Annotated in this window: 17 protein-coding genes; 6 read left to right on the forward strand and 11 right to left on the reverse strand. The window is 68.2% G+C overall.

Annotated features, from left to right (window positions below; translation table 11 throughout):
- Positions 1 to 227: 227 nt before the first annotated feature.
- The 5 genes from fnr to WS92_RS35670 all read right to left on the reverse strand — a co-directional run bounded on the left by fnr (position 228) and on the right by WS92_RS35670 (position 4,939).
- Positions 228 to 953 (reverse strand): fumarate/nitrate reduction transcriptional regulator Fnr, encoded by a 726-nt coding sequence (fnr, locus tag WS92_RS08550; protein WP_231755891.1) that lies wholly within the window; start codon positions 951 to 953, stop codon positions 228 to 230.
- 69 nt (positions 954 to 1,022) lie between these two features.
- Positions 1,023 to 1,433, reverse strand: a complete 411-nt coding sequence (locus WS92_RS08555) for a response regulator (RefSeq protein WP_009915080.1) — start codon at positions 1,431 to 1,433, stop codon at positions 1,023 to 1,025.
- Between the two features lie 226 nt (positions 1,434 to 1,659).
- Positions 1,660 to 2,307, reverse strand: a complete 648-nt coding sequence (locus tag WS92_RS08560; protein WP_059929806.1) for a response regulator — start codon at positions 2,305 to 2,307, stop codon at positions 1,660 to 1,662.
- Positions 2,304 to 4,355, reverse strand: a complete 2,052-nt coding sequence (locus WS92_RS08565) for a PAS domain S-box protein (RefSeq protein WP_059929803.1) — start codon at positions 4,353 to 4,355, stop codon at positions 2,304 to 2,306. The genes WS92_RS08560 and WS92_RS08565 overlap by 4 nt, the downstream gene beginning before the upstream one ends.
- 308 nt (positions 4,356 to 4,663) lie before the next feature.
- Positions 4,664 to 4,939 (reverse strand): hypothetical protein, encoded by a 276-nt coding sequence (locus WS92_RS35670; RefSeq protein ID WP_156442977.1) that lies wholly within the window; start codon positions 4,937 to 4,939, stop codon positions 4,664 to 4,666.
- Between the two features lie 8 nt (positions 4,940 to 4,947).
- On the opposite strand from WS92_RS35670, the gene WS92_RS08570 reads away from it, so the two are divergent.
- The 6 genes from WS92_RS08570 to WS92_RS08595 all read left to right on the forward strand — a co-directional run bounded on the left by WS92_RS08570 (position 4,948) and on the right by WS92_RS08595 (position 13,795).
- Positions 4,948 to 8,697: a nitrate reductase subunit alpha gene (locus tag WS92_RS08570; protein ID WP_059929801.1), complete on the forward strand. Its 3,750-nt coding sequence runs from the start codon at positions 4,948 to 4,950 to the stop codon at positions 8,695 to 8,697.
- The gene (narH, locus tag WS92_RS08575) at positions 8,694 to 10,223 is read left to right on the forward strand and encodes a nitrate reductase subunit beta (protein ID WP_059929799.1); all 1,530 of its coding nucleotides are present in this window, start codon (positions 8,694 to 8,696) and stop codon (positions 10,221 to 10,223) included. The genes WS92_RS08570 and narH overlap by 4 nt, the downstream gene beginning before the upstream one ends.
- A complete protein-coding gene (gene narJ, locus WS92_RS08580) occupies positions 10,220 to 10,912 on the forward strand; it encodes a nitrate reductase molybdenum cofactor assembly chaperone (protein WP_059929797.1) in 693 nt (230 codons plus the stop codon). The genes narH and narJ overlap by 4 nt, the downstream gene beginning before the upstream one ends.
- A 94-nt stretch (positions 10,913 to 11,006) precedes the next feature.
- On the forward strand, positions 11,007 to 11,690 hold the full coding sequence (narI, locus tag WS92_RS08585; protein WP_006027170.1) for a respiratory nitrate reductase subunit gamma: 684 nt from the start codon (positions 11,007 to 11,009) through the stop codon (positions 11,688 to 11,690).
- Positions 11,691 to 11,698: 8 nt separating this feature from the next.
- Positions 11,699 to 12,496, forward strand: coding sequence for a peptidylprolyl isomerase (locus tag WS92_RS08590; RefSeq protein WP_059929795.1), 798 nt, complete (start codon positions 11,699 to 11,701; stop codon positions 12,494 to 12,496).
- Between the two features lie 24 nt (positions 12,497 to 12,520).
- Positions 12,521 to 13,795, forward strand: coding sequence for an MFS transporter (locus tag WS92_RS08595; RefSeq protein WP_059929793.1), 1,275 nt, complete (start codon positions 12,521 to 12,523; stop codon positions 13,793 to 13,795).
- A 13-nt stretch (positions 13,796 to 13,808) separates the two neighbouring features.
- Here WS92_RS08595 and WS92_RS08600 read toward each other — a convergent pair whose 3' ends face one another.
- From WS92_RS08600 to WS92_RS08625, 6 genes are all read right to left on the reverse strand, one after another.
- Positions 13,809 to 14,138: a hypothetical protein gene (locus tag WS92_RS08600; RefSeq protein ID WP_006027173.1), complete on the reverse strand. Its 330-nt coding sequence runs from the start codon at positions 14,136 to 14,138 to the stop codon at positions 13,809 to 13,811.
- 40 nt (positions 14,139 to 14,178) lie between these two features.
- Positions 14,179 to 14,397, reverse strand: coding sequence for a ribbon-helix-helix protein, CopG family (locus tag WS92_RS08605; RefSeq protein WP_006027174.1), 219 nt, complete (start codon positions 14,395 to 14,397; stop codon positions 14,179 to 14,181).
- Between the two features lie 106 nt (positions 14,398 to 14,503).
- Positions 14,504 to 15,313, reverse strand: a complete 810-nt coding sequence (locus tag WS92_RS08610; protein WP_006027175.1) for a fused MFS/spermidine synthase — start codon at positions 15,311 to 15,313, stop codon at positions 14,504 to 14,506.
- Positions 15,314 to 15,354: 41 nt separating this feature from the next.
- Complete coding sequence (locus WS92_RS08615; RefSeq protein WP_059929791.1) at positions 15,355 to 15,615, reverse strand: HPr family phosphocarrier protein; 261 nt, start codon at positions 15,613 to 15,615, stop codon at positions 15,355 to 15,357.
- Positions 15,616 to 15,675: 60 nt separating this feature from the next.
- On the reverse strand, positions 15,676 to 16,122 hold the full coding sequence (locus tag WS92_RS08620) for a hypothetical protein (protein ID WP_006027177.1): 447 nt from the start codon (positions 16,120 to 16,122) through the stop codon (positions 15,676 to 15,678).
- 342 nt (positions 16,123 to 16,464) lie between these two features.
- Positions 16,465 to 17,238 carry a YoaK family protein gene (locus WS92_RS08625; protein ID WP_006027178.1) on the reverse strand — a complete coding sequence of 258 codons (774 nt, stop codon included), beginning with the start codon at positions 17,236 to 17,238 and terminating at the stop codon, positions 16,465 to 16,467.
- Positions 17,239 to 17,479 lie beyond the last annotated feature (241 nt).

Consider the following 17,479-nt stretch of genomic DNA (forward strand, 5'->3'; position numbering starts at 1 on the left):
GCTACGCCGTCCTGAAGCGCCTCTTTCGAGGTAGGGTATTCATTCGTCGATCTTCATCTCGTTTTCCTCGTGCCAGCCAGTTTGCTCCCCGTATGGGTTGGCCCCGTCGCGGTCCGGTTGGCCTGTCCTGGCCGGGCCTATCCTGTCCTGTCCTCGTCGCGTTCGGCCTGCCTGTCTTTCTTCTTTCCCCGTAGCGATTGTTCTGTCCGCGGTCCGCATTGCCCGCGTCATACGCGAGCGAGGCCGACCGGATCGATGATGCGGATCTGCTTGCCGCGCGGCGCGATCAGCTTGTCGCGCTGGAACTTCGACAGCATCCGGCTGACCGTCTCGAGCTTCATCCCGAGATAGCAGCCGATTTCCTCGCGCGTCATCCGCAGGTTGAATTCGGCCGCCGAATAGCCGCGCTTCTGGAAGCGCTCCGAGATGTTGAGCAGGAACGCGGCGACGCGCTGCTCGGCCGTCATCGTGCCGAGCAGCATCATCTGGCTCGATTCGCGGACGATCTCGCCGCTCATCAGCCGATGGACGTGGTGCTGCATCGGCTTCACTTCGCGGCACACCGCCTCGAGCTGCGCGAACGGGATGATGCAGACGGTGCTGTCCTCGAGCGCGATCGCGTCGCTGTTGTGACGGCCGGCGCACACGCCGTCGAGGCCGAGCGTTTCGCCGACGATCTGGAAGCCCGTCACGTGCTCCTGGCCGTCGCGATGCATGACGACCGTCTTGAACGAGCCGGTGCGCACCGCGTAGATGCTCTGGAACACGTCATGCGTGCGGAACAGCGCGTCGCCGCGCTTGACGTGGCGCGCCGAGCAGATCAGCGCGTCGAGCTTCGCGAATTCGTGGGTGCTCAGATCGAACGGCATGCAGACGCTGCGCATCGCGCAACTCGAGCAGCGCGGGGCCGGGCACTTCGCCGCGTCGTCGCGCGCAGCCGCGCGCAGCGGCATCGTCACGCGCTGCCGCTGCGCGGGCGTGAAAGCGTTCGACGTATGCGCTTGCAACATGATCTGCTCCTGTCATTCGGCCGCGCTCGGTCGGTGCGCGCTGGCCAGGGTTTTCACGGTGCGGCAGGCGGCGTCGACGTCGGCGATCTTGTCGAAGAAGAAATTCGCCCCCGCGTCGCTGCATGCCGCGCGAAATGCCGGTCCGGACAAGTTGGTCAGCACGATCTTGACCACCCTCGGAGCGGCGCGCGTCAGCGCCGAAATCAACTCGAGTCCATTGCCGCCCGTCAATCTCAGCTCGATGACGGCGACGTCGGCGCCCGTTTCCAGAATGCCGGCCAGCGCGGCCGGGACGTCCTCGGCCTCGCCGACCACCTCGACCCCGAGGATCGTCTCGAGCAGCGAGGTAAGGCGATCTCTGACCGGGGCCGCATAGTCGACGAGAAACACTCTCAGCGGAGGAGTCGGCTCGCGTGCATTCATGGCAGGCAGTATGGCCCGCGCGGTCGAGGCGCGAAATCAGCGCCGGGTGAAAATGGAGTAGGCAATGACGCGTTTGCTGTAGGGATAATCCTACGAGGGTTTGCGCGGATGCGGACAAGAAGCCGGAGCCGGACGCCGGGCGAGTGACGACGATACGGACGACGGGCACGCGGCAGCGCAGGGAACGCGCGCGCGTCGCCCGGCCCGCGTCCCGCCGCGTCGTCGATCAGGCCTCGTCGCCGTCGTCGAACAGCTTGTGCCGGATCGCGTAGCGCACGAGCGCCGCATCGTGCGGCATCTGCATCTTCTCGAGGATGCGCGCCTTGTAGGTGCTGATCGTCTTCGCGCTGACGTCGAGCGCCTGTGCGATCTCGGTGATCGTCTCGCCGGCGGCGATCCGCCGGAATACGTCGAACTCGCGATCGGACAGCCGCTGGTGCGGCAGCGACTCGGCGGGTTCGTTCAGGCTCTGCGCGAGCCGCTCGGCCATCGCGAGGCTCACGTAGACGCCGCCCGCCGCGATCTTCGTCAGCGCGCCGACGAGCTCCGCGCTCGCGCTCTCCTTCGTCATGTACCCGGACGCGCCCGCGCGGAACGCGCGCGACGCGTATTGCTGCTCCGCGTGCATCGTCAGCACGAGAATCCGCAGCGCGGGTTTCTCTTCCTTGATCTGCCTGATGAGGTCGATGCCGTTGCGGCCCGGCATCGACAGGTCGAGCACGAGCAGTTGCGCATCGGTCGAGCGCATCAGCTCGATCGTCGAGACGCCGTCGCACGCTTCGCCGACGACTTCGAAGCCCGTCGCGCTGCCGAGAATGTGGCGCAGGCCGTCGCGCACGAGCGCGTGATCGTCCGCGATCAGGACCCTGATCACAGGAGCGCGTCCGTTTGCCGGATCGCGGCGAGCGGCAGCGCGACCTTGATCGAGAAACCCTGCCCGGGCGCCGAATCGATCGTGACGGTGCCGCTCAGCATGTGCGCGCGCTCGCGGATGCCGATGAGGCCGAACGACTTGTCGCCGTTCGCGCCGAGGCGTTCGTCGGGCTGCACGCCGCGCCCGTCGTCCCTGATCTGCAGCAGGCAGAAGTCCTGGTCGATCGCGAGCGTCAGGTCGACGCGGGTCGCGTCCGCGTGGCGCGCGACATTCGTCAGCGCCTCCTGGACGATCCGGAACAGCGTCGTCGCGCCGGCGCTGGTGAAGCGCGTGTCGGCGGTGTCGAGCCGGCGCTCGACGTCGATGCCGTAGCGGTTCGTGAAATCGTTCACGAGCCATTCGATCGCGGGCACGAGGCCGAGATCGTCGAGCATCACGGGCCGCAGGTCGGCCGCGATGCGCCGCACCGATGCGACCGTCGAATCGATGAGCCGCCGCATCCCGTGCAACTGCTGCTCGACGGCCGCGATCGGCTGCGCGTCGGCCCGCGCGTCGCGATAGCGGGCGAGCGCGAGCGCGATCGCCGACACGTCCATCTTGAGCGCGGTCAGTTGCTGGCCGAGGTCGTCGTGCAGCTCGCGCGCGATGCGCGTCTTCTCTTCCTCGCGCACGTTCTGCAGGTTCGCGGACAGCTCGCGCAGCTCCTCGCGCGACTGCCGCAGCGCGCTCTCGTTGCGCACCCGCTCGGTGACGTCGCGCAGCATCACCGTGTACAGCTTGCCGGAGCCGTCGCGGATCTGCGAGATCGATGCCTCGATCGGGAACTCCTCGCCGTTCTCGCGCAGCCCGTACAGCACGCGCTGACGGCCCATCTGCCGCTCGGATACGCCCGTCACGCCGAACTGCTCGACGTGCTTCTCGTGCGCCTCGCGAAAGCGCTCGGGGATGAAGCGCGACAGCGGCGAGCCGATCGCGTCCATCGCGGACACGCCGAACACGCGTTCGGCGGCCGGATTGAAGATCACGATCGTCTGCATCTCGTCGACCGTGATGATCGCTTCCATTGACGAGCGGATGATGCCCATCATCCGCGCTTCGTTGAGCGGGCTGTCGTCCGCGTAGCCGTCGCGCGCGCCGACGCGCCCGACGAGCAGATACGCGAGCACCGCGAGCAGCGCGGACGTCGCCGCGCCGGCGACGAACACCGTGGTCGCCACGGCGTCCGAGCGGATCGCCGCCCAGCGGTTTTCCGTCGTATAGGCGAGCGCGAGCGGCATGCCGCCGAAATTGAGCGAGTCCGTGCGCGCAAGCGACGGACGCGACGCGTCGGCGCCGCCGTAGTCGCGCTCGGTCGTGTAGACGAGCACGCCCGCTTCGCCCGCCGTCAGGCGCAGGTCGATGTCGCGGTCGTTCGCGGTCGACAGCTCGACCAGGCGGCGCGCGTCGAGCGTCGCGACGACGAAGCCGGCCGTGTCCGCGCGGCGACGCTCGGGGGCGGGCAGCGCGCCGTTCGCCGTGTAGACGGGCAGGTAGAGCGCGAGCGTGCCCGCGCCGCTGTCCGGCGCGTAGGTGTTCTCGGGCGGCGGCGCATGCGCGTCGAGCGTCGCCAGGCCGGAATCCGCGGCGCGCAGCAGTGCGGCGCGCGTCTGCGGATCGACGCCCGGTTGCGCGGCGGCGCCGCTGGCGGCCTTCGCGTCGACGAAGCCGAGCGAGCGGATCGGCGAGCGCGCACGATCGAGATCGAGCTGCGCCTGATAGTTCGCCCAGCCGACGGCGGCGGGCGACGCGTTCTCGCCGAGCATGCCGCGCGCGCCGCGCAGCACCGTCGTGGCGGTCAGCAGTTCCTGCCGCAGCGTCGTCGTCACGTGCGCGGCGCGGCGCTCGAAACGGGCCTGCGCGGCATTGCGCTCCTGCTGCAGCACGAGCCGCGCGACGCCATACGACGCAGCGATGCCCAGCGCGGCGACGGCCACGGCGACGAGCGCGCCGCGCCGGTCGGTGCGGGACGCATCGCGCGATGCGCCAGGGCTGATCCCGCTGGCGGTCATGAATTCATACCTATGCTTCGTTATGCCGGTGCGGCTGGTTGGGGGAGCGTCGAGTGAACGGGCCCGATGCGCGGCGGGAATTGGAATGCCGACATTTTGCGTGATTCCCGTCATTTTCGGCAATGCGACAACGCGAAAGCGTTGCGGACCGAATTCTTTCAAATATTACGCGCCAACGCAATCCGTTCGATCCGGCGCCGCCGCGTGGGGCCGGCGCTTGCCCGCGCATGCGTCGCCGGCGCGCGGGCGCGGCGCCGGGCATCGTGCAGTGCGGAATCGGTGCGCCAGAAAACGACTCCGTGCGCATTTCATCGCGATTTTCCATTGGCTGACTTCAGGCTGACTTCATGGGTTGCCATACGCTCGCCATCTGATTCGCCGACATTGGGCGGCGCATCGCCGTCGGCATTTTTCGCGCTTTGCGTCCGTGCGGCTATCGCGTCGCATCGGATTTTCATGACCGGTTTTTTCGTGGCCGCCGCGGCGGAGTCGATCGTGCGATCGCGAAGGGGCGCGTTTCCGTTTCCTTTACTTTGCGAAAGGCCGTTGCTAGATTCAAAACCGAGCGCCTCGCTCCCCCACAAGGATCGCCATGAGCCATTTCCTCGACAGGCTGCGCTTTTTCACGACCGCCCGACCGCAGTTTTCCGACGGGCATGGCGCGGTCACCGACGAGGATCGAAAGTGGGAGGAGGGCTACCGGCAGCGCTGGCAGCACGACAAGATCGTCCGCTCGACGCACGGCGTGAACTGCACCGGCTCGTGCTCGTGGAAGGTCTACGTGAAGGGCGGCATCGTCACGTGGGAGACGCAGCAGACCGACTATCCGCGCACCCGCCCGGACATGCCGAACCACGAGCCGCGCGGCTGCTCGCGCGGCGCGTCGTACTCGTGGTACCTGTACAGCGCGAACCGGCTCAAGTACCCGCTCGTGCGCAGCGCGCTCGTCAGGCTGTGGCGCGCGCGGCGCCGCACGATGGAACCCGTCGACGCATGGCGCTCGATCGTCGACGACGAAGACGCGCGGCGCAGCTATCAAAGCCGGCGCGGTCTCGGCGGCTTCGTGCGCGCGACGTGGGACGAGGTCAGCGAGATCGTCGCGGCGGCGAACGTGCATACGGTCGCGCGCCACGGGCCGGACCGCGTCGTCGGGTTTTCGCCGATCCCGGCGATGTCGATGGTGTCGTATGCGGCGGGCTCGCGCTACCTGTCGCTGATCGGCGGCGTATGCCTGAGCTTCTACGACTGGTATTGCGACCTGCCGCCCGCGTCGCCGCAGACGTGGGGCGAGCAGACCGACGTGCCTGAATCCGCCGACTGGTACAACTCGACGTTCATCATGATGTGGGGCTCCAACGTCCCGCAGACGCGCACGCCCGATGCGCACTTCCTCGTCGAGGCGCGCTACCGCGGCACGAAGATCGTGTCGGTGTTTCCCGACTACTCGGAAGGCGCGAAGTTCGGCGATCTGTGGCTGCACCCGAAGCAGGGCACCGACGCGGCGCTCGCGCTCGCGATGGGGCACGTGATCCTGAAGGAATTCCACGTCGAGGGCGCGAGCGACTATTTCGCAGACTATTGCCGCCGCTACACGGACATGCCGTGCATCGTGCGGCTCGTGCCGCATGGCGCGGGCTACGTGCCCGAGCGGCTCGTGCGCGCGTCCGATTTCGACGGCGCGCTCGGCGAAGCCGAGCACCCGGAATGGAAGACGGTGATGATCGACGACGCGACGGGCGAGTTCGCCGTGCCGGTCGGCTCGATCGGCTTCCGGTGGGCGAAGCCCGACGGCGGCAACCAGGGCAAGTGGAACCTGAAGGCCGAGACGGCGGGCGGCCGCGCGCTCGCGCCGCGGCTGTCGCTCGCGAAGGCGCACGACGAAGTCGTCGACGTGCTGTTTCCGTACTTCGGCAACCAGCCGCATGCGCATTTCGAGCCCACCCCGCACGCGTCCGAGCTGTCGCGCAGGATCGGCGCGCGGCGCGTGGCGACGCCCGAGGGCGAGATGCTCGTCGCGACCGTCTACGATCTGTTCGTCGCGAACTATGGAATCGACCAGGGGCTCGGCGGCCGCGACGTCGCGACGAGCTATGACGACGACGTGCCGTACACGCCCGCGTGGCAGGAAGCGATCACCGGCGTGAAGCGCGAGGACGCGATCTCGGTCGCACGGCAGTTCGCTCAGAACGCGCACAAGACGCAGGGCAAGTCGATGGTGATCGTCGGCGCGGGGATCAACCACTGGTTCCACATGGACATGACGTACCGCGCGATCATCAACATGCTGATCATGTGCGGCTGCGTCGGCAAGTCGGGCGGCGGCTGGTCGCACTACGTCGGCCAGGAGAAGCTGCGGCCGCAGACCGGCTGGACCGCGCTCGCGTTCGCGCTCGACTGGCACCGCCCGCCCAGGCAGATGAATGCGACATCGTTCTTCTACGCGCATACCGATCAATGGCGCTACGACCCGATGGACCCGGCCGCGTTGCTGTCGCCGCTCGCCGACAAAAGCCGCTTCCACGGCGCGCCGATCGACTACAACGTGCGCGCCGAGCGGATGGGCTGGCTGCCGTCCGCGCCGCAACTCGCCGCGAATCCGCTGCGCGTCGGCGCGGACATCGCCGATCCCGCGCTTGCGGGCGCGGAAATCGCGCGGCGGCTCGCGTCGGGCGAACTGAAGATGGCGTGCGAGGACCCCGACGCGCCTGAGAACTTCCCGCGCAACCTGTTCGTGTGGCGCTCGAACCTGCTCGGCTCGTCGGGCAAGGGCCACGAGTATTTCCTGAAGCATCTGCTCGGCACGACGCACGGCGTGCAGGGCGACGAGATCCGCGAAGGGAACGGCTCGCGTCCCGAAGAAGTGACGTGGCATGCGGACGCGCCGCGCGGCAAGCTCGACCTGCTCGTCACGCTCGACTTCCGGATGTCGACGACCTGCCTGTACTCGGACGTCGTCCTGCCGACCGCGACGTGGTACGAGAAGGACGACATGAACACGTCCGACATGCATCCGTTCATCCATCCGCTGTCGGCGGCGGTCGATCCGGCATGGCAGTCGAAGAGCGACTGGGAGATTTTCAAGGGGATCGCGAAGCGCTTCTCGGCGCTCGCGGAAGGCCATCTCGGCATCGAGCGCGACGTCGTGCTCTCGCCGATCGCGCACGACAGCGCGGCCGAGCTCGCGCAGCCGTTCGACGTGCGCGACTGGAAGCGCGGCGAATGCGACGCGGTGCCCGGCAAGACGATGCCGGCCGTGACCGCCGTCGATCGCGACTATCCGAGCACGTACCGCAAGTACACGTCGCTCGGGCCGCTGATGGACCGGCTCGGCAACGGCGGCAAGGGCATCGGCTGGGACGCGAAGGACGAGGTCGCGCTGCTCGGCGCGCTCAACTATCGCGTGACCGAAGCGGGCTGCGCGCAAGGCCGCCCGCGGATCGACAGCGCGCTCGACGCGGCCGAGGTGATCCTCGCGCTCGCGCCCGAGACGAACGGCGCGGTCGCGGTGAAGGCGTGGCAGGCGCTGTCGCGCGCCACCGGCATCGAGCACGCGCATCTCGCGCACGCGCGCGAGGACGAGAAGATCCGCTTTCGCGACATCCAGGCGCAGCCGCGCAAGATCATCTCGTCGCCGACGTGGAGCGGGATCGAATCCGAGCACGTGTCGTACAACGCGGGCTACGTGAACGTGCACGAGCTCGTGCCGTGGCGCACGCTGAGCGGCCGGCAGCAGCTCTATCAGGATCACCCGTGGATGCGCGCGTTCGGCGAATCGCTGTGCGCGTACAAGCCGCCGATCGATACCGGCAGCTACGCGCACATGGTCGGCCAGCGCCCGAACGGCAATCCCGAGATCGTGCTGAACTTCATCACGCCGCATCAGAAGTGGGGCATCCACAGCACGTATACGGACAACCTGCTGATGCTCACGCTGTCGCGCGGCGGGCCGATCGTCTGGATCTCGGAGCGCGACGCGCAGACGATCGGCATCGCCGACAACGACTGGATCGAGTGCTACAACGCGAACGGTGCGCTGTGCGCGCGCGCCGTCGTCAGCCAGCGCGTGCCGCGCGGGATGGTGATGATGTATCACGCGCAGGAGAAGATCGTGAACACGCCGGGCTCGGAGATCACCGGCACGCGCGGCGGCATCCACAACTCGGTCACGCGCGTGTCGCTGAAGCCGACGCACATGATCGGCGGCTACGCGCAACTGTCGTATGGCTTCAACTACTACGGCACGGTCGGCTCGAACCGCGACGAGTTCCTGATCGTGCGCAAGATGAAGCGGATCGACTGGCTCGACGGCGAACGCAACGCCGATGCGGGAGAAACCCGATGAAGATCCGCGCGCAGATCGCGATGGTGCTCAATCTCGACAAGTGCATCGGCTGCCACACGTGCTCGGTCACGTGCAAGAACGTGTGGACGAGCCGCGAAGGGATGGAGTACGCGTGGTTCAACAATGTCGAGACGAAGCCCGGCATCGGCTATCCGAAGGACTGGGAGAACCAGGAGCGCTGGCGCGGCGGCTGGAAGCGGCGCGCGGACGGCAGGATCGAGCCGCGCCTCGGCGGCAAGTGGCGGCTCCTCGCGCAGATCTTCGCGAATCCGCATCTGCCGGAAATCGACGATTACTACGAGCCGTTCACGTTCGACTACGCGCATCTGCAGGAAGCGGGCGACACGAAGGCGATGCCCGTGGCGCGGCCGCGCTCGCTCGTGAGCGGCGAGCGGCTCGAGAAAATCGAGTGGGGGCCGAACTGGGAGGAGATCCTCGGCGGCGAATTCGAAAAGCGCTCGAAGGACTACAATTTCGACCACGTGCAGAAGGACATCTACGGACAGTTCGAGAACACGTTCATGATGTACCTGCCGCGCCTTTGCGAGCACTGCCTGAATCCGGCGTGCGTCGCCGCGTGCCCGTCGGGCTCGATCTACAAGCGCGAGGAAGACGGGATCGTGCTGATCGACCAGGACAAGTGCCGCGGCTGGCGGATGTGCGTGTCCGGCTGCCCGTACAAGAAGATCTACTACAACTGGCAAAGCGGCAAGGCGGAGAAGTGCATCTTCTGCTATCCGCGCATCGAGGCGGGCCAGCCGACCGTGTGCTCGGAGACCTGCGTCGGCCGCATCCGCTATCTCGGCGTGCTGCTGTACGACGCCGACCGCATCGGCGCCGCGGCGAGCGTCGAGCGCGAGACCGATTTGTACGAAGCGCAACTGTCGCTCTTTCTCGATCCGGACGATCCGACCGTCGCCGCGCAGGCGGAGCGCGACGGCGTGCCGGCCGCGTGGCTCGATGCGGCGCGGCGCTCGCCCGTCTACAAGATGGCGATCGACTGGAAGATCGCGTTCCCGCTGCATCCGGAGTACCGGACGCTGCCGATGGTCTGGTACGTGCCGCCGCTGTCGCCGATCAACGCAGCCGCGAACAGCGGCTCGCTCGGGATGAACGGCTATCTGCCCGACGTCGAATCGCTGCGCATTCCGCTGCGCTATCTCGCGAACCTGCTGACCGCAGGCGACGAGGCGCCCGTGAAGCACGCGCTCGAGCGGCTGCTCGCGATGCGCGCGTTCATGCGCGCCCGGCACGTCGATCGGGTCGACGCGCCGGGCGTGCTGAAGCAGGCGCGCCTGTCGGTCGCGCAGGTCGACGAGATGTACCGCTATCTCGCGATCGCGAACTACGAGGATCGCTTCGTGATCCCGACGACCCATCGCGAATACGCGGAGGACGCATTCGACCTGCGCGCGTCGTGCGGCTTCTCGTTCGGCAACGGCTGCTCGGGCGGCACGTCGCGGGCGAGCCTGTTCGGGATGAAGAAAGGCCGGAGGACGATTCCGATCAAGGAGGCGGAGCAATGAGCGACGCACCGGCCGAGCCGCGCGGCGCCGTGTATTCGGCGCTGTCCGCGCTGCTCGATTATCCGAGCGACGCGCTCGTCGACGCGCTGCCCGCGATCGATGCGTGCGCGCGCGACGCGAAAGGTCTGACGAAAGAGGCGCGCGCGGGACTCGCGCGCCTCATCGCGTATCTCGGCGAGCGCGATTTGCTGACGCTGCAGGAGAACTACGTCGCGCTGTTCGATCGCGGCCGCGCGACGTCGCTGCACCTGTTCGAGCACGTGCACGGCGAGTCGCGCGATCGCGGGCAGGCGATGGTCGACCTGCTGCAGATGTACGAGCGGCACGGGCTCTTTCTGAGCGCGCACGAGCTGCCCGATTATCTGCCGGTGTTCCTCGAATATCTGTCGCGATTGCCGGAGCGCGACGCGCGCAATCTGCTCGTCGAGACAACGGACATCCTGCAGGCGCTCGCGGCGGCGCTCGCGAAGCGCGGCAGCCATTACGGCTTCGCGATCGGCGCGCTGCTGTCGCTCGCGGGCAAGGGGCAGGCCGACGCGCCCGATGCGCCGGACGACGATGCGCATACGAGCGTCGACCACCGCGCGCTCGACGCCGACTACGCGGACGAGCCGGTGCGCTTCGTCGGCGCGGCGACGCCGGGCGCGGCGGAGCCCGTGCGGTTCTACGACCGGCGGCCGGACCGCTAGGCTGCGGAACGAGGCGAGGCGGGACGAAAACCGGCGGCGGTGAAAAGGCCGGAGTGCAGGACCGAAGCACCCGACGAAGAATCAGGAGAAGCCCATGAGCGATGACCTGAATACGTTTCTGTTCGGTATCTATCCGTACCTCTGCGTCGCGGTGCTGCTGATCGGCAGCCTGATCCGCTTCGATCGCGAGCAGTACACGTGGAAGAGCGATTCGTCGCAACTGCTGCGGCGCGGCGCGCTGCGGCTCGGCAGCAATCTGTTCCACTGGGGCGTGCTCGTCGTCGTGATCGGCCATTTCGGCGGCTTTCTCGCGCCGCACTGGCTCGTGTCGCCGTTCCTGTCGGCGTCCGCGCATCAGCTCGTCGCGATGGTGGGCGGCGGCGCGGCGGGCGCGGTCGCGATCGTCGGGCTCACGATCCTGATCGTGCGGCGGCTCGGCGACGCGCGCATCCGCCACAACAGCCGCAAGTCCGACATCCTGATCGTGCTGATGCTGTGGGCGCAGCTCGCGCTCGGGCTCGGCACGGTCGTGCTGTCCGCGCGCCACATGGACGGCGCGATGTTCGAGGTGCTGACCGGCTACGTGAAGGGCGTCGTCACGTTCCAGCCGGGCATCGCGGGCCTGCTCGCCGGCGTGCCGTGGACCTATCGCGCGCACATCCTGCTCGGCTTCACGATCTTCCTCGTGTCGCCGTTCACGCGGATGGTGCATATCTGGAGCGGATTCGCGTCGGTTGCGTACCTGATCCGCCCGTACCAGCTCGTTCGCAAGCGTTGACGCGGCCGATGAACACGATCGACGAAACCCTCGATACGCGGCCGCACGCACGCGTGAGCGTGAACGGCGTCGAGATCGGCGCGGCCGACATCGCCGCCGAGCGCGCGCATCATCCCGACGCCGACGATCCGCTCGACGCGGCGCGGCGCGCGCTCGTCGTGCACGAGCTGCTGCGCCAGCGCGCGGTCGCGCTCGGGCTCGCGGCCGACGGCGCGCCGCTCGGCGACGACGCGCTCGACGCGCTGCTCGCGCGCGAGCTCACGCATCTGCCGGAGCCGGCGCGCGACGATTGCGAGCGCTACTACCGCAACCATGCGGCGCGCTTTCGCCGCCGCGACATCGTGCATGCGAGCCACATCCTGTTCGCGGTGACGGACGCGACGCCGCTCGCGCCGCTGCGCCGCGAGGCCGAGGCGGCGCTCGCGCGCGCGCTTGCCGCGCCGCAGACGTTCGAGACGCTCGCGCGCGAACTGTCGAACTGCCCGTCGGCGGCGGTCGGCGGCAATCTCGGGCAATTGCTGCGCGGCGATTCGGTGCCGGAATTCGACGCGGCCGTGTTCGACACGCCGGAGCTCGGCGTGCTGCCGCGCCTCGTGAACACGCGTTTCGGCTTCCATATCGTGCGGATCGAGCGCCGCGAGCCGGGCGATCCGGTGCCGTTCGACGCGGTCGCGGCCGACATCGCCGCGTTCCTCGCCGAGCGCGTGCGGCACAAGGCGATCCAGCAATACGTGACGATTCTCGCGAGCCGCGCGCGGATCGAGGGCGTCGCGTTCGGCGACGCGAACGGCCCGCTGGTTCAATGAACTGATCGGAAAAGGAGGGCGGACATGGTCTCACAGCACGATTCCGGCGCGTTCGACCATGCGCCCGCGATTCCCGCGCGCGCATGGTCGGTGCTTTTCGCGAGCACGTTCGCGTTCCTCGTCTGCTTCGTCGTCTGGATGATGTTCGGCGTGCTCGGCATCCAGTTGCGCGAAGACCTGCGTCTGAACGCGACCGAGTTCGGCATGCTCACGTCGACGCCCGTGCTGACGGGCGCGCTGATGCGGCTGCCGCTCGGCGCATGGACCGACCGCTTCGGCGGCCGCATCGTGATGACGGTGCTGCTCGTCGTCTGCGCGGTGCCCGTCTACGGGGTCAGCTACGCGAACGCGCTGTGGCAGTTCCTGCTGATCGGGCTCTTTCTCGGCTGCGTCGGCGCATCATTCGCGGTCGGCACGCCGTACGTCGCGCGGTTCTTTCCGCCGCAGCGGCGCGGGCTCGCGATGGGCGTGTTCGGCGCCGGCACGGTGGGCGCGGCGGTCAACCTGTTCGTCACGCCGCTGTTGCTCGCCGCATACGGCTGGCGCTTCGTGCCGCGCGTGTACGCCGTTGCGCTCATCGTCACCGCGGCGATCTTCTGGCTCGCCTCGGCGCCCGATCCCGGCGCGGGCGCGCAAAAGGGCTCATGGGTCGATTCGTTCAAGGTGCTGCGCGATCCGCGCGTATGGAAGCTCTGTCAGTACTACTCGATCACGTTCGGCGGCTTCACCGCGCTGTCGCTGTGGATTCCGCAGTATCTGAAGAACGGCTATGGGATGTCGCTCGTCGCCGCGTCCGCGTTCGCGGCGGGCTTTTCGCTGCCGGGCTCGGTGCTGCGCGCGCTCGGCGGCGCGCTCGCCGACCGCTACGGCGCGCACGCGATCACCTGGTGGGGGCTGTGGGTCGCGTGGATTTGCCTGTTCCTGCTGTCCTATCCGCCGACCGACCTCGTGATCCATACGATCGACGGCACCGCGACGCTGCGGCTGCATGTTCCGCTCGCGGCGTTCGTCGTGCTGACATTCGCGCTCGGCGCGGTGTTCGCGTTCGGGATGGCGTCGACGTTCAAGTACGTCGCCGACGATTTCCCGAACGACATGGGGGTCGTCACCGGCATCGTCGGGCTGGCGGGCGGGCTCGGCGGCTTCCTGCTGCCGGTCATCTTCGGCGCGCTCGTCGATCTGCTGCGCGTGCGTTCGACGTGCTTCATGTTCCTGTACGGGATCGTGTGGGTGTCGCTGATCATCCTGTACTTGTCCGAGATCCGGCGCGTGCCCGTCGCGGGCGCCGCCGCGCGCTGATCGATCCGGCCGTTCAGGCGATCCGCTCGGCGTCCGCCGGCTGCGCGGCCGGCTCGGCCGCGGCGGCGCGCTCGACGCCGGACTGCCGGCGCCTGCGCGCGACGGGTTCGAGGATGCTCGTCGCGTCGCCGAGGAAGAGCCAGTGGGCCTCGCCGGGCGCGGCCGCATCCGATTCGCGGATCCAGTTCGCGCCGCACGCGCGGCAGCGGAATTTGGCGATCACGACCGGCTTGCGCGACAGCGGCCGCAGTTTGGTCGGCTTGCCGAGCGCGTCGAGCGGAACGTCGCTCGACGCCGGGTGCCGCTCGGAAACGAGCGGCTGACAGACATCGCAAGGTATCATTGCTGCTTTTCTACGGCACGGGCGCACACGCGCCCACGAATCAGGCGGCGGGCTTGCGGCGCGACTGCGGCTTCGCGGCGCCGCGCACGGCAACCGTGCTGCGCGTCTTGTAGCTCACGCCGTGCTGCTCGAGATAATCGCGAATCATCTGCCGCACGACCTGCGACGGCGTCAAATCCTGCGCGGCGCACAGTTGCTCGAACGCCTTTTTCTTGAAGGGGTCGATCAGGACGGTCAGACGGGCGCTTTTCGTTTCCATGACGGGACACAGTGGCGAGTATGTTAATCAAATTATAATACATGCCGCCTCCCCGTCGACTTTTTCATCCGTTCCTCATTTGCGGCCCCGCTTCGCGCGCGCCGCATCACGCGTCGACCGGTTCGCCGAACCTGCTCCAGTCGTAGCTCGCGCCCAGTTCGAGCCGCACTGCCGCCTCGGCGAGATCGACGCTGTGCCGATCGGCCAGCGCGTTCGCGCGCTCGATCATCGTCTCGAGCGACGGCAGCGGCGCGTCGGTTTTCCAGGCGAAGACGATCAGGTTCAGCGCGCTGTCCTCGGCGGGCGCGAGCGCCGCCGATGCGCCGAACGCGTCGCGCAGCGCGGCGAGGCTGTCGGCCACCCGCGGATCGTCGACGAGCAGATTGACGACGAGCACGCCGTCGTCCGCCAGATGGCGGCGGCAGTCCGCGTAGAACTGCCGGGTGCCGAGCTCGAGCGGCAGGCCGCCGGCGTCGAAGCCGTCGACGATCAACACGTCGGCGCGCGCGTCGCCCGCCGACGCGACATAGCTTGCGCCGTCCGCGCACAGAACCGTGAAGCGCGCGTCGTCGGGCGGAATCCGGAACCGGTCGCGCAGCGCGATCACGTCCGGATTGATCTCGATCGACGTGATCTGCGCATCGGGCAGGTACCGGTAAAAATATTTCGCGAGCGAGCCGCCGCCCAGGCCGATCATCGCGATTCGCCGCGGCCGCGGGTGCAGCAGCAGAAAGCCCGCCATCGTGCGCGTGTAGCCGAGCGCGAGCAGATCCGGGCCGTCGACGTACATGCAGCTTTGCATGCCGCGCTCGTCGAAGCACAGCGACACGAGATGCGGCGTCTCGATCACGACGGGCGAATTCGCGCGAGCGCAACGGTGCGGCGCGGACAGCGGGCCCGACGAGTTCGCGGGCATGCCGGGAAAGCGAGGTCGCATCGGTCGGCTCTCCCGCGCGCTCAGCGTTGGGTCAGCAGCGACGCGAGGGAATCGAGCGCATCCTCCTCGTCAGGGCCGCTCGACAGGATCTGCATCCGCGTGCCGCATTTCGCGCGCAGCGCGACCACGGACATCACGTCCTTCGCGTTCGCATGGCGACCGTTCGCGACGACGACGATGTCGCTCTGGAAGCGGCCCGCCGCGCCGGCGAGCGCCTCGCCTGCGAACGCGGCGTCATAGCGCCCCCATTTCGGACCGATTTCGATCAATGCGTGTGCCACCGGGATTCCTTCAAGTGATGCATCGGGCGCGCCGTTCAGCCGGCTCGCGCGCTTGCCCGCTCAGTGCATGACGCGCGCCTGCGCACGGGCGAGGAACGCGAGCAGCTCGTCGGCCCACGCGTGATCGTGCAGGACGATCTTCGCGGTGTCGAGCGGCGTCATGTCGCGGCTCAGATGCACGAGCGCAAGCGAGCGAGGCGGGCAGGGCCGCTGGAAGAAGCGGCCCTCGTCGTCGAGGAAGAGGCACGGGCGCTGCCGGATCTGCGCGCTCGATACCGAGACCGGGTCCAGCACGTGCCGCGCCGACTCCTTCGGGTACACGAAGATGACGTTCGTGCCGAGCGCCTCGAGGCGCTCGCACGCGTCCGAGAAGCGGTACAGCATCTGAAAGCCGCGCTCGCCGCTCCTGCCGACGCCGACGATCACGAGCCCCTGCGCGCCCATCACGTCCCGCGGCTCGCGGCGCGCGTAGTCGTGCGCAAGGAGCGCTACGCGCATGTCGAACATGCGTGCGTCCGGGGCGAGCCGCGCATCGGAAGGCGCGAGCGGTTGAGCCAATCGCCGGAGCGGGCCGGCGCGCGATCGATCATTTTCATGCGAGAAGAAGTATATGCACATAACATTAACATGGTATGTGCGTTCCCGGAAAGTGGGCGAGCGCGCGGGCGAGGTCGGCGCAACGCGCGGGAGGGCGGCAAAACGCGCGTCGACGCCTGTCAGGCGGCTTTCGGAACGGCGAGAGGGCCGTTGCGCCTCGCGCGACGATTCCGCCGGCCGGGCCGGGGGCCGGGCGGCGGCATCGGGATTCGGGCGTCGACGCCCGAGCGCGCCGTCCGGCTCCCCGCGCCGTCAGCGCACGCGCCCGCTGCCCGGCCGGCCGGCCCATTCGCGCAGGTCGTCGAGCATCGGGATGCCGGCCAGCACGACGAGCAGGCCCGCGAGCGGAATCGTCACCGAATAGCCCACATGCTTGAAGCCGAGCGCGCCCGCGAGGCCGCCCGAGAAGAACATCGCGAGCATCGTGCCGAGCACGCGCAGCTTCTGCCGGTTCGCGTACACGTCGGGCTCGCCGGGGTCGACCTGCGTCGAGTTCCAGTAGAACAGCTTGCCGAGCTCGATGCCGAGATCGGTGACGATGCCCGTCATGTGCGTCGTGCGGATCTCGGCGTTCGAGAGCTTCGTGATGATCGCGTTCTGCAGGCCCATGATGAAGCACAGCAGAACGACCGTGACGGGCACGAAGAACGCCCGCCAGAGCGCCAGATGGCTGCCGAGCAGCCCGAAGCACAGCAGCAGGAACGCCTCCAGCAGCAGCGGGAACGCATAGCGGCTGTGCAGCCCCTTGCGGCGGCCCCAGTTGACGAGCACGGCCGACGTGGCCGCGCCCAGCAGGAACGACGCGAGCGACGCGATTCCCGCGAACACGAGCACGATGTCGCCGAGAGCTGCCTGATCGGCGATCGCCGAGACGATGCCGCTCATGTGCGACGTGTACTGCTTGACGGCGAGAAAGCCGCCGGCGTTCGCGGCGCCCGCGACGAACGCCAGGGAAAAGCCGAGGTGGCGGTTCGCGTCGAGATTGCGGTCCTTTCCGGCGAGGCTGCGAAAGTAGGCGACAGGCATGGTGTGGCGACGGGAGGGGCTGCGCGTCCGCTCACATGTCCGGGCCGGCGCGTGCGTGCGCCGCACGGCCGCGACGCGGGGTATACCGGAGGAACGAGGCGATGCGTATCGACGCGTATGGTGACAGATCGACAATGGTGCTAGGATGATAACGTCATTATCATACTCTTGTAACGAGATGGTCCTGCGATGACGCTCCGCCCGACGCCCGAAACCAAAGAGGAGACGCGCTGCGCGGGCG

Origin of the sequence: Burkholderia sp. MSMB1588, assembly GCF_001546925.1 — a bacterium.
GTDB lineage: Bacteria > Pseudomonadota > Gammaproteobacteria > Burkholderiales > Burkholderiaceae > Burkholderia > Burkholderia humptydooensis.